We start from the raw sequence: 12698 nt of genomic DNA on the forward strand, positions 1-12698 counted from the left end.
ATGCACACCGGCCTCGCCCACACGCTCGATTTCGACCGCGACGGCAAGACGCTCAGCCATCTAAGCATTCCGTTCTCGATCGATCGCTCGCCCTACTTTCAGGTCAAGGTGCCGATCTGCCTCATCCGCAATGGCGACGGCCCGTCACTGCTTTTGATGGCCGGCAATCACGGCGACGAATATGAGGGCGAGCTGTCGCTGGCAAAACTGGCGCGCCGGCTCGATCCGAAGCGGATCAAGGGCCGCATCACCATCATGCCGATGGCCAACGCCCCTGCGGTGATGGCCGCCAAGCGCTGCTCGCCGCTCGACGGCGGCAATCTCAACCGGGCGTTTCCCGGCGATCCCTCGGGAACGCCGACAAGCCGGCTCGCCAATTTCCTTGAGACGGAGCTGTTTCCTCGTCACGACGTCGTCTTCGATATCCATTCGGGCGGCACGTCGATGGAGCATCTGCCGACCGCGCTGGTCGAACGCAACGCCGATCCCGAGCGCCACCGGCGTGGCGTCGAGCTGATGCGCACGCTCGGCATGCCCTACGGCTTTATCGCTGACAACGGCCAGGCCTCGCCAACCTCGATGGGCGCAGCGCGCCGCGCCGGCGCCGTCGGCGTCAGCGGCGAGTTCGGCGGCGGTGGCACCGCAACGGTCGATTCGATGGCGATCACGGCCCGCGCACTCGACCGTCTGATGATAGCAATGGGTGTGGTCGGCGCGCCGGTTCTTGGCGCTGGCGAAAAGCCTTCGGCGCCGACAAGGCTGCTGTCCCTGTCCAGGCACAGCCAGGGCCTCTATGCCACCCGCCGCGGCTGGTTCGAGCCCGCCGCCAGGCTCGGCGACAGTGTCACTTCAGGACAATTGGCCGGCTGGTACCACGATCTCGAGCGGCTCGATGTTGCCGAGGAGGCCCTGCATTTCGCCGCAAGCGGCTTGGTGCTGTCGCGCCGGCTGCACACGATGTGTGAGGCGGGCGACTGCCTCATGCAGGTCGCAGAGCCGGTCGACGGCTGAGCCAAACCAGGATCAGGCAGAGGATATTCCATGCAGCAACTGTCCATGTGGACCTATCCCTGGGACATCCAGGATCTCGGCCTGGAGACGGTCGAACGTGATCTTGTCGAGCGCGCCGGGCTCAACATGATCAGCCTGGCGACATCCTATCATGCCGGGCGCTTCCTGCAGCCGCGCAGCCCGCGCCGCAAGGCCTATTTCCCTGAGGACGGCACCATCTATTTCAAGCCGACCGCTGCGCGCTGGGGAAGTCTCGCCATCCAGCCGAAGGTGGCTGACGTGATCACCGAGGGCGGCGACGTGCTCGGTCAGCTCATCCGCAGTCGCGACGCGGGTGGGCTAGGCGTTTCGTGCTGGACGGTCTGCCTGCACAACACCCGCTTGGGCATGCTGCATCCGCAGGCCGTCACCCGCAACGCCTTCGGCGATGCCAACTACTACAATCTCTGCCCCTCCCATCCCGATGCGCGCGCCTATGTCCGCGCGCTGATCGCCGACATCTCGCACAGCTACCGGCCGGACCGGATAGAACTTGAAAGCCCGTCCTTCATGGGCTTTGCCCATGAATACCATCACGAGAAGGACGGTGTCGGGCTGACGCCGGAAGAGGATTTTCTTTTGTCTCTGTGCTTCTGTCCGTCCTGCGTCGCTCGTGCGGCAAAAGCCGGCATCGATGCCGAGGCGGCGCGCAAGCTCACCAGGCAATGGATCGTCGAGACCTGCGAGCGTGCGGTGCCTGAGCGGCGCTTTCCCGATTTTCCCGCCTGCGGCCTCGACGCCTTTGCGCCGTGGCCGGAGCTCCATGCCTATCTGTTGTGGCGATTCGAGCCAGTGACCAGCCTGGTCGCCGAACTGCGCGAGGTAGCCGATCCCACGACGCGGGTCGTCATTATCGATCTGAAGGACGGCTGGCTTGGCGGTTGCGACCTGGCAGCGCTGGGCAAGGTCTGCGACGGGGCGATCCTGTGCGCCTACGACATGCAGGCCGGCGATGTCGCCAGCCTGACGGCGGCCGGCCGTGCGGCACTGGGCGCGGACAAATTCCTCGGCACCGGCTATCGGCTGTTCTATCCGGAAATGGCCGGCCCCGACATCCTCGCGGCCAAGGTGAAGCCGGCGCTGGCGCCCGGTGTCGACGGCGTCAATTTCTACAATTACGGCCTCATTCCAGCCGCGCGGCTCGACTGGATCCGCGCTGTTCGGCAGTCTTGAGCCAGCCGGCCAATGCTCGTGGCCACGAGGCGTTGAGGCCGGATTCGGGCGCGAGCGCTGCCGGGTTAATCAAATCAGCGAAACCTGAAGCCATCCATGGTGTAATCCGGGTAGGCGTCCATCGTGTCGAATAGGTCGAACAGGTCAGGTGTGTCCGCCAATATTCCTGACAGAACCAGCACCGTGGCCACGCCGGCAGCAAGTCCGCCGGCGAAGTCGTGTTCGACGCTGTCGCCGACGCAGACCACAGTGCTGCGGTCTGGATTGCCTGCCACCGCTAGCGCAGCGCCGAATATAGTGGGGTAAGGCTTGCCGATACGCGTGACGCTACCACCGAGGTCCTCGTAGAGATCCGCCAGCCGGCCGGCGCCGAAGCGCGGCCCCACTGCCGTCAGCATGATCTTGTCAGGGTTGGTGCAGAAGCATGGCACCTGCCGCACCGCAGCCGGCGCAAGAAGCCGGCGATAGTGCTCAAGATCGTAGCGGTCGCCCTCGCTGGCCGAAATCAGCACCAGCCCGGCATCGTCACCGTCCTTGGTCAATGCGAAGGGCAGACCTTCGATCGCCGAGCGGTCATCGTCGCGGCTTATCAACAGGCATTTCGTGTGTGGCAGTAGCTTTCCGGATACCGCCATGTCGTGGAAGAACTCCCACGCGACCTCGCCGGAAGAAACAAAATGGTCCCAGCTTCCCGGTTCGAAGCCGAGCTTTAGCAGCCGGCTCTCGTTGGGCCCCGCCCGCTTGCCGGAGTTCGAGATCAGCACAATGGTCTTGCCGGCGCGCTTCAGCGCCGACAGTGCTTCCACCGCCCCTGGATAGGGGCTGGCGCCGTCATGGAGCACGCCGAACTGATCGAGCAGGAAAAAATCATAGCGCTCGGCCAGCTGGTTGACGCCGTTGAGGTGTTCGACTGTTTTCGCGCTCATAGAAGCCCCGCCGCGCTTGCGCCCGTCAGCGCCAGCCGCGCCGTGCCGGCGGCGGCTTCGTGCGAAAGCGCCGGCAGGAAATCAACACCAAGTCTGCGCTGCCGGATCGCCGTCCAGGCGGCATTCGCCGCACCGCCGCCGACGCTTCTGACCGACGTCAGCCGCGGCGCGCCGAGCTCTGCGAGCCTGTCATAGCCGAGCGCCTCGATGGCGGCGATACCCTCCAACATGGCTTTCAGATAGTCGGCGTCCTCCACCGGTCGCGGCACAAGACGCGGCGGCAGTGCCGGATCGGCGATCGGAAAGCGTTCGCCTGCAGTGGCAAGAGGATAGTAGTCGAGGCCGGTCTCGGTCATCGGGTCGATCGCCATGCTCAGCTCGACGATGCGCGCCAGAGGGAAATGTTGTGTCAGCACCTTGCCGCCGGAGTTCGATGCGCCGCCCGCCAGCCAGACATCTCCAAGCCGATGGCTGTAGATACCGAAGCGTGGCGCCGAGATAGGCCGGTCGGACAGGATCTTGACGGTCAACGACGACCCCAGCACGGTGACGCCGTCGCCTATTGCCGCAGCACCTGTCGCCAGGAACGAGGCGCAGCCATCGGTCGTTCCGGCGACGACGGCGATTTCGCGCGGTAAGCCGAACATATCCGCGGCATCCGCGGTTAGCTTGCCGACGACATCGCCCGGCCTGACGACGCCGGGCAGCAACTCCATGCGCATTTCGGTGGCCGCAATCCAGTCCGGCCAGCTGCGGGCCGTGATGTCGTAACCGGTTTTCAAGGCATTGTTCTCGTCGCTGACATCGAAGCGACCGGACAATTGTCCCGCGATCCAGTCCGCCTGATGCAGCACCGCGGCAACACCGGGCGTGCGCTGGAACCAGAGCGCCTTGGCGAGACCGGACGTCGCCCCAAGTGCGGCACTGGTCGCTGGGGCTTCGCGAGCGATCGCGACCAGAATGGCGTTGTCGGCGACCGTATCGTTGTACATCAGCGGCTCGGCCAGCGGCCGCCCGGCGCCGTCGACCGGCAGCAACGTACCTGAAGTGCCGTCAACAGCGATCGACCGGACCGCTGTTCGGTCGATGCCCGAAAGCAGTTCCGCCAGCGCTGCGCCGACCGCTGACCACCACACTGCAGGGTCGCGGGCATTCCGGCCAAACAACTCGAGCGAAACGGCGGAACGCGCGGCAATGGAAAAATCCGGACGCATGGCGACCGCGCGCGCGCCGGACGTGCCGATGTCGATGCCTATGGCAAGCGGCGTGTCAGCGGCTGGCGGCATTGAGTTTCTGGCGATACTTCTCGGCGTCCCAGTTGACCAGTTCATCGTTCTCGGCGGCGGTGAGGTAGTTCAGCCGCGCTGCAATGTCGATGCGTGCCGTCACGTCGGCAAGGCAGCGTTGCATGGCGTCGGCGCCCGCACTGGCATCGCCGCGCATCAGCACGCCCAGCCCGGGAAACAGGATCGCCACGGGGTTTGCACCGCACCGCTCGATGACGCGCGGCACATCCTCACCGGGGTTTGCCACCACCGACCCCCGACCCAGAAAGATGACGTGATCGGGGTAGAGGCTGCCCCCGGACGCCATGCGGCGGCTTTCGGGATCGATGGCGACCGCGTGCGCCTCGATTTCCGCCGGCAGCCTGTAACCGGTTTTCCCGGCCAGCGCCGCCAATCCCGCAACATCCGGTTCCGCCACTTGGCGCGCCGGCCGCGCCAGAAGCAGCGTGACGCGGCGCAGCAGCACTTCGGCCTCGGCGACGGTATCGGCCGCGACGACCAGCCCGTGATTGGCAAGGATCAGCACGTCGACCCCAGCCTGAAGCCGCTCGGCAATACCCTGGGCAAGCGGCAGGCCTGGCCGGAAATAAGGAACATACGCCCATTTGAGACCATCAAGGCGTCTGGCGGCTTCCACCTCGCAATTGGCCTGTACCGCCAGCGAAATGGTTTCGACGCAATGGACATGCAGGACGACGCGCTGCGGCATCAGCGCGTGAACGGTGGTTTCAATCGAAGGGCGCAGGCGCCGGGCGTTGAGCGTCTCGATGGCGAAGATCTGCGGCTGGTCGGCGGCGCTGTCGCGCTGTTCGACAGCCCTGAGCAGCGGCGCCATCGCCACCGGGACCATGATGTCTTCGGAGAGCGCATCCTTCAGCCATGTGCCGGAAGCCTTGATCCACAGCGTGTCGCCGGCTTTCAGCGAGGTGTTGCCGCCGGCGGCCTGGGTCAGGTTTGGATTGCGCCCGATGCTGGCCGAAAGCGCCCGCAAGGCAGCCATTTCCTGCGCATCCGCATAGGTCGCCATGGCGCATTTCCTCTATCAGCTCCGCCAGCATCGCAGCTTCGGATACCCGTCGTGGGATGTTGATGTGTATCGCAGATGCGAGCGACTTACGTCAATAGTGATCTAATGTCATCAAAGGTTCTTGCAATCGGAAAGATGTTGAGTAAGTTGCGTCAAATGCCGTGGCAAAAACGGCTCCTGGGAGGAAAAACGATTGAGCGACTCCGGCCGCCAGCGTCAGATCGTCGAGTTGCTGCGGGATCGTCCCTTCGCGTCGGTGCGCGAACTGCAGGAGCAGCTCGGCGTGTCGGCGGCGACGGTGCGGCGCGACATCGACAAGATCGACGAGGCCGGTGAAGCACGGAAGGTCTATGGCGGCATCTCGGCGCTCGACGGCGCTTCACAGGCGGGTGTTGCCTATGCCAGACCCTATGACGAGAACCGCGACCTCGCGGTCGAGGCCAAGCGGCAGATCGCCGCTCTCGCGGCCACGATGGTGCGCGACGGCGATGCGGTCATCGTGCATGGCGGTTCGACCTGCTTCCACCTTGGGGTCAAGCTGGCTGAGCGCAGCATCCGTCTCTATACCAATTCGATGCCGCTCGCGGCCTATCTGAGCGACCACGGCCATTGCAGCCTGACCGTTGCCGGCGGCGATCTGCATCGTGAGCCGGGCATCATCCATTCACCGACCCAGGCGGAGCCGTTCTACGCATCGAAGTTCTTTCTCGGCGCGCAAGGCCTTGGCCAGGAGGGCGTGCTGGAATCGCACCCGCTGCTGGTCCGCTCCATCGCCGATCTCAGCCTGTGTGCCGACCAGATCGTGGTGCTGGCCGACAGCCGCAAACTGTCGATCCACGCCCGTAACATCGCGCTGCCCTTGTCGCGCATCGGCACGCTGGTGACCGATGACGGCCTGTCCGACGTCGACGCGCGCATGCTGGAAGACGCGGGCGTCATGGTGCGCATCGCCTCGGCTTCGGGAGCCATCCAGTGAAGATGGCCGTCCTCGATTTCGGCAAGACCAATTCGAAGCTGTTCGTCTTCGCTCAGGACGGGCGCATCGTCGACGAGCGCCGGACCCGGCCGAACTGGATGCGCAAAGATGGCTTCAGCGTGCTTGATGAGGCAGCACTTCACGATTGGGCGGTTCGCGCCGTAAGCGAGGCCGCCGACATCCATGGCGTAGAGGGCGTGATGGTGTCGGGCCATGGCTGCACCTTTGCCCTGGTCGACGAGGCGGCGCTGACGCATCCGATACTCGATTACGAGCAAGAGCCGCCGGCTGATATTGCCGCGCAAATTGATCGCCTCGTTCCGGATTTCACCGAGACCTTCTCGCCGCGATTGCCGCTCGGCTTCAACTACGGTCGCCACATGCTGTGGCTACAGGCGGTGCAACCCGGTGCATTCACGGCCGCGAAATCGATCCTCGGCTATCCACAATACTGGAGCTGGCGGTTTGGCGGCCGGGCGGTCTCGGAAGTGTCCTATCTCGGCTGCCACTCGCATTTATGGGCGCCGCGCAAGCGCGACTTCAGTTCGCTGGTCGACATCGAGGGCTGGCGCGACCGGATGCCCGCCTTCGAGCGGGCGGGCTCGGTTATCGGCGAGCAACGCCTCGGCGACACGAAGCGGCGGATCGCCATCCACAATGGTGTCCATGACAGCAATGCCGCGCTCCATGCCTATCGCCGGCAGGAGCTTGGCCCGGTCACCGTCGTCTCGACCGGCACCTGGGTCGTCGTGCTTAATCCGGATTGCCTGCTCGACGCGCTCGATGGCCAGCGCGACATGCTGGTCAATGTCGATGTCGACGGCGGCCCTGTGCCGACCATCCGCTTTATGGGCGGGCGCGAATTCGCCACGATCAGCGACAGCTGGCAAGGCGCGATCGCGCTGGCGACAGTGCAGCGGGTGATCAACGCCGGCAGCATGGCGCTGCCGAGCTTCGCGCCGGGCGGCCCAATGCCCGGCCGCGCCGGCAAATTGGTCGGCCGCATGCCAAGCGCCGAGGAACGCGCAGCCGTGGCGCTGCTCTACGTCGCGCTGATGGTCGACCTCTGCCTCGACCAGATCCATTCGGACAACACCGTGATCGTCGATGGCGGACTGAACGCTGGCGGCCTGCTCGCCGGGCTAGTGGCGCAACTGCGTCCCAGCCAGGCCTTCCTGCAAGGGGCCACACTGGAGGGCAGCGCCACCGGGGCGGCGGCGCTGGCCCTCGAGACCGTCGGCCGCGAATTTGCCGCGGAAGTGCCGGAGCCCGTGCGTGCCGCAAGCTTCACCGGACTTGCCCGATATCGCGACACATGGCGTGGCCTCATCGGCGAGCAGGGCATCCCCCGCGCGGCAGCGGGAGGCGCACGGTGATCGTCGCTGCTCAGGCCGAAGTCACGCGCCAGCCAGTGCTGGAAATGCGGCACATCTCGAAGACGTTCGGGCCAGTCCGCGCCTTGCAGGACGTGTCGCTGACCGTCCATGCCGGAGAAGTCCATGCGCTGATGGGTGAAAACGGTGCCGGCAAGTCGACTTTGATGAAGGTGCTGTCCGGCGCCTATCGGCCTGATGCCGGCGGCGAGATACTGATTGACGGCGTGCCGGTCGCCACCGGCGACCCGATCAAGGCGCGGGCTCACGGCATTGCGGTTATCTATCAGGAACTGTCGCTGGCGCCCAACCTGACGGTCGCGCAGAACATCTTCCTCGGCAATGAGCCGAGGCGTTTCGGCATCGTCGACCGCGACCAATGCTACCGGCGCAGCAATGAGATCATCAAGCGTCTCGGCGTGTCCTTCACCGCAAGAGCCCAGGTTTCCAGCCTGTCGCTCGGCGAGCGTCAGCTGGTCGAAATCGCCCGCGCGCTTTCGACCAGCGCGCGCATCATCGTCATGGACGAGCCAACCACCTCTCTGACCTCGCGCGAGACCGACCGTCTGTTCGAGGTCATCGCGACGCTGAAGTCGCAAGGCATCGCCATCATCTACATCAGCCACCGCATGGAAGAGGTCTACCAGTTGGCCGACCGTGTCAGCGTGCTGCGCGACAGCGGCTATGTCGGCACACTCGAGCGCGCCGAGCTGAACGCCTCGCGCCTCGTCTCGATGATGGTTGGCCGCGACCTGTCGGCTTTTTACAGGAAGGATCATCGCCCGCCGGACAGCAAGCGCGCGGTCGCCTTGTCGGTGCGCGGCATGGCAGACGGCAATCTCCTGAAGAACTGCTCCTTCGAACTGTACAAGGGCGAGGTGCTGGCTCTGGCTGGCCTTGTCGGCTCGGGCCGCACCGAACTCGCGCGACTGATCTTCGGTGCCGACAGACGCATCGCCGGCACGCTGGAACTCGACGGCAAGCCAGTAACCATCGGCTCGCCAAGCGAGGCACTGAATGCCGGCATCGCCTATCTCACCGAGGACCGCAAGGAACTCGGCCTGTTTCTCGACATGTCGATATCCGACAACATCAGCATGGGCGTGCTGGCTAGGGATGCGCGGCCCGGCGGCTTGCGGGATTTCAAAGCCGCCGAGAGACGTGCTGCCACGGCCGTTTCGGATCTCTCCATCCGCACCAGGTCGGTACAGGCCAATGCCGGTTCGCTGTCGGGCGGCAACCAGCAGAAAGTGTTGCTTGCCCGCCTGCTCGAGACCGAGCCGCAAGTGGTCATCCTGGATGAACCGACGCGCGGCGTCGATGTCGGAGCGAAGTCGGAAATCTACCGGCTGATCGACAATCTCGCCAAAAAGGGCATCGCCATCCTGATGATCTCCAGCGAACTGCCGGAGGTGATCGGCGTCGCCGACCGCGTGCTGGTAATGCGCGACGGCACGATCGCCGGCGACGTGACGGCGTCCAAAGACCAGCCGCTGCGCCAGGAAGCAATCATGGAACTTGCAACGGGAGCGGCCAAGGGATGACCGACAAGGCGACCGAGATCAGTGGCCAGGCTGTCGGCAGGAGCCGGCGGTTGCGCACCGCCTTCGCCGCCCTTGGCATGCTGCCGATCCTGATCCTGCTGGCGGTCGGCTTCCAGTTGATGAACGCGCGCTTCTTCACCCAGACCAATTTGCTGATCGTCATGCAGCAATCGTCGATCAACATCGTGCTCGCAGCGGGCATGACCTTCGTCATCCTGACCGGCGGGATCGACCTGTCCGTCGGCTCGATACTTGCCGCCTCGGCGATGGTGGCGGTGATGGTGTCGCTGGTGCCCGATTGGGGACTGCTGGGCGTGCCGGCGGCCATTCTCGTCGGCCTCGGCTTCGGCGTCATCAACGGGCTGCTGATCGCCTATATCAGACTGCCGCCCTTCATCGTCACGCTGGGGTCGCTGACCGCTGTGCGCGGCGTCGCCCGCCTGCTCGGCCAGGACACCACGGTGTTCAACTCGGACCTGCCGTTCGACTTCATCGGCAACGGTTCGCTGTTCGGCATTCCGTGGCTGGTCATCATCGCCTTGTCGGTCGTGGTGCTGTCCTGGCTGGTGCTCAAGCGCACCGTGCTCGGCACCTGGATCTATGCCGTTGGCGGCAATGCCGAAGCGGCGCGGCTGACCGGCATCAAGGTGCCGCTGGTGCTGCTCTTTGTCTATGGCGTTTCCGGCCTGCTGGCCGGCCTTGGCGGCGCCATGTCAGCGGCCCGGCTCTATGCGGCCAACGGGCTGCAGCTTGGGCAGTCTTACGAACTCGACGCCATTGCCGCGGTCATTCTCGGCGGCACCAGCTTCGTCGGCGGCGTCGGCTCGATCTGGGGTACGCTGATCGGTGGCCTGATCATAGCGGTGCTCTCCAACGGGCTTATCTTGGCCGGTGTCTCGGACATCTGGCAGTACATCATCAAGGGATTGGTCATCATCGTGGCAGTCGCCCTCGACCGCTACAGGCTCCAGGCAGGAGCGAGAACGTGATTGACCTTGGTCGCCGGCGTAAACGACCGGTTTGTGTAACGCACCGTGAGAGGCGCGGGGCAATTGGAGGAAAGCAATGAAGACCATCGCTAAACTGCTCTGCGGCGTCGCACTCGCGGCTGCCGCCATCGCGCCCGCATCGGCCAAGGACCTCAACAAGGTCGGCATCTCGGTCGGCCTGCTCGGCAACCCCTTCTTCGTCGCCACCATCAAGGGCATCGAGGACGCGGCCAAGAAGATCAACCCGAAGGTCGAGGTAACCTCAGTGTCGGCCGACTACGACCTCAACAAGCAGGTCTCTCAGGTCGATTCCTTCATCGCCGCCGGGGTCGACGTGATCATGCTCAATGCGGTCGATGCCAAGGCGATCGGCCCGGCGGTGAAGAAGGCGCAAGCAGCGGGCATCGTCGTTGCCGCCTTCGACGTCTCGGCGCCGGGCGCCGACGTCACCGTCATGACCAACAACGTCAAGGCCGGCGAAGAGGCCTGCCAGTATCTGGTCGACCACACCGGCGGCAAGGGCGACTACGTTATCCTCAACGGCCCCGCGTCGTCGTCGATCCTGGAGCGGGTGAAGGGCTGCAAGGACGTCCTTGCAAAACACCCCGACATCAAGATCCTCTCCGACGATCAGAATGCCGAAGGCTCGCGCGACGGCGGCCTGAAGGTCTTCCAGTCGCTGCTCACCCGCTTCGACAAGATCGATGCGGTGTTTGCCATCAACGATCCGACGGCGATCGGCGCCCAGCTTGCGGCCAAGCAGCTCAATCGCTCGGAGTTCATCTTCACCGCAGTGGATGGCGCTCCCGATATCGAGAAGGAACTCGCTTCCGGCACCTCGATGATCAAGGCCTCGGCTTCGCAGGATCCCTACGTGATGGCTGGCCAGTCGCTGACGATGGCGGCTGAGCTGCTTGCCGGCAAGAAGCCGGCGGAGCCGACCGTGCTGCTCGACCCGAAGCTGATCACGGCCGAGAACCTGAAAGACTACAAGGGCTGGACCGCAGCCCGCTAAGCCTCCCAAGGCCGATGCGGCCGGGGCAACCCGGCCGCATCTCAATTCCAGAAACGGGAGACGATCATGTCGCGCATCGGTATTCATTCCTTCGTCTGGTCGGCGAGTTCGGCGCAAGGCGACCTCGAACGCACGCTGGCCAACACCAGAGAGGCCGGCTTCGACCTGATCGAGTTCTCCTATCTTGACCCGGCCAATGTCGACGTTGGCGGGTTGGCCAGGCGCATCGCCGACCTCAAGCTCGGCGTCGCGATCAGCATCGGCCTGCCGGCCGACGGCGACATTTCGAGTGCCGACAAGGCGGTTGCCGCGCGCGGCGTCGAGATCCTCAACGAGACGATCGCGCTCACCCGCGATCTCGGCGGCCAGAAGATTGGCGGCATCCTCAGCACCAGCCACGGCTTGCAGACGCAGGCGCCGACGCGCGATCAGTGGAACCGCAGCGCGGGGACACTTGCGAAGGTTGCGGAGACGGCCAAGGCAGCCGGCGTCACGCTCAATCTGGAGATCGTCAACCGCTTCGAAAGCAATCTGCTCAACACCGCTTCACAGGGCCTGGCCTTCATCGCGGACACCGGCTCCGACAACATCTTCCTGCATCTCGATACCTTCCACATGAACATCGAGGAGGCCGATGTCGGACTGGCTATCCGCCATGCCGCTGACAAGATCGGCTATGTCCATATCGGCGAGAGCCATCGCGGTTTCCTCGGCACCGGCAATATCGACTTTGCCGCCATCTTCGATGCGCTGACCGCAATCGGCTATAGGGACGACCTCAGCTTTGAATCCTTCTCGTCGACGATCGTGGACGAGAACCTCTCACGGAAGACCGCGATCTGGCGCAATCTGTGGGCCGACAATATGGAACTGGCCCGGCATGCGCGCGCCTTCATCTCAATCGGGCTGGAGACGGCGCAGCGCAAGGCAGAGCTTGTCGCATCGAGACATCGTCCTTAGCAGGAGCGCGCTGCCAAAGCGCCAATGTTGTCGTTCATCCGGCCCGCGCGTTACGTGCAAGGAATCGACGTCGGAGGCGCTGAGTGTGGCGGAGGCAGTCGAGCGGGGTGACGCTGACGAGAGCTCGCTGATTTTGGCTCACGAAACGCAATAAAATCAACATCTTCATACGCCCTCCGGGGCCATCCGATCTCCATACTGGACGGGGATGACGTTTGACACAGCGCGGCGGAAGGAAGCAGGATGGCTGATAGAGTCGACATCGCATAATGATGTCACTATATAGCGGCGGCTTCGACCGTGTAGCTGTGGCGGTGTACCACGAAGCAGCAGAAAATGTGTTACGCGTTGTGATCCCTATTGTGATACAAATCGGCCG

Annotated in this window: 11 protein-coding genes; 8 read left to right on the forward strand and 3 right to left on the reverse strand. The window is 64.4% G+C overall.

The window, feature by feature from the left end; all coding sequences use genetic code 11:
- Both NLY37_RS30115 and NLY37_RS30120 read left to right on the forward strand, forming a co-directional pair.
- Positions 1-1011, forward strand: a complete 1011-nt coding sequence (locus NLY37_RS30115; protein ID WP_023740479.1) for a succinylglutamate desuccinylase/aspartoacylase family protein — start codon at positions 1-3, stop codon at positions 1009-1011.
- A gap of 30 nt (positions 1012-1041) precedes the next feature.
- Positions 1042-2223, forward strand: coding sequence for a hypothetical protein (locus NLY37_RS30120; protein WP_031245852.1), 1182 nt, complete (start codon positions 1042-1044; stop codon positions 2221-2223).
- Between the two features lie 74 nt (positions 2224-2297).
- Here NLY37_RS30120 and NLY37_RS30125 read toward each other — a convergent pair whose 3' ends face one another.
- The 3 genes from NLY37_RS30125 to NLY37_RS30135 are packed head-to-tail and all read right to left on the reverse strand — an operon-like array spanning position 2298 to position 5462.
- The gene (locus NLY37_RS30125) at positions 2298-3149 is read right to left on the reverse strand and encodes a TIGR01459 family HAD-type hydrolase (protein ID WP_023740481.1); all 852 of its coding nucleotides are present in this window, start codon (positions 3147-3149) and stop codon (positions 2298-2300) included.
- Entirely contained in the window at positions 3146-4435 is a 1290-nt protein-coding gene (locus NLY37_RS30130; RefSeq protein ID WP_031245854.1) for an FGGY-family carbohydrate kinase, read from the reverse strand. The genes NLY37_RS30125 and NLY37_RS30130 overlap by 4 nt, the downstream gene beginning before the upstream one ends.
- On the reverse strand, positions 4419-5462 hold the full coding sequence (locus tag NLY37_RS30135) for a class II aldolase/adducin family protein (RefSeq protein ID WP_023740482.1): 1044 nt from the start codon (positions 5460-5462) through the stop codon (positions 4419-4421). Before NLY37_RS30135 ends, NLY37_RS30130 begins: the two co-directional genes overlap by 17 nt.
- A gap of 193 nt (positions 5463-5655) precedes the next feature.
- Between NLY37_RS30135 and NLY37_RS30140 the strand changes: the two genes are divergently transcribed.
- The 6 genes from NLY37_RS30140 (at position 5656) to NLY37_RS30165 (ending at position 12319) form a co-directional block, all read left to right on the forward strand.
- Entirely contained in the window at positions 5656-6438 is a 783-nt protein-coding gene (locus NLY37_RS30140) for a DeoR/GlpR family DNA-binding transcription regulator (RefSeq protein WP_023701285.1), read from the forward strand.
- Positions 6435-7814: an FGGY-family carbohydrate kinase gene (locus tag NLY37_RS30145; RefSeq protein WP_023740483.1), complete on the forward strand. Its 1380-nt coding sequence runs from the start codon at positions 6435-6437 to the stop codon at positions 7812-7814. Before NLY37_RS30140 ends, NLY37_RS30145 begins: the two co-directional genes overlap by 4 nt.
- A gap of 44 nt (positions 7815-7858) precedes the next feature.
- A complete protein-coding gene (locus NLY37_RS30150; RefSeq protein WP_050588383.1) occupies positions 7859-9355 on the forward strand; it encodes a sugar ABC transporter ATP-binding protein in 1497 nt (498 codons plus the stop codon).
- On the forward strand, positions 9352-10344 hold the full coding sequence (locus NLY37_RS30155) for an ABC transporter permease subunit (RefSeq protein ID WP_023740485.1): 993 nt from the start codon (positions 9352-9354) through the stop codon (positions 10342-10344). The genes NLY37_RS30150 and NLY37_RS30155 overlap by 4 nt, the downstream gene beginning before the upstream one ends.
- A gap of 76 nt (positions 10345-10420) precedes the next feature.
- Complete coding sequence (locus NLY37_RS30160) at positions 10421-11359, forward strand: ABC transporter substrate-binding protein (RefSeq protein WP_023670567.1); 939 nt, start codon at positions 10421-10423, stop codon at positions 11357-11359.
- A gap of 66 nt (positions 11360-11425) precedes the next feature.
- Positions 11426-12319 (forward strand): sugar phosphate isomerase/epimerase family protein, encoded by an 894-nt coding sequence (locus tag NLY37_RS30165; protein WP_023740486.1) that lies wholly within the window; start codon positions 11426-11428, stop codon positions 12317-12319.
- Positions 12320-12698: the final 379 nt, after the last annotated feature.

The organism is Mesorhizobium sp. C395A (assembly GCF_030323205.1).
Taxonomy (GTDB): domain Bacteria; phylum Pseudomonadota; class Alphaproteobacteria; order Rhizobiales; family Rhizobiaceae; genus Mesorhizobium.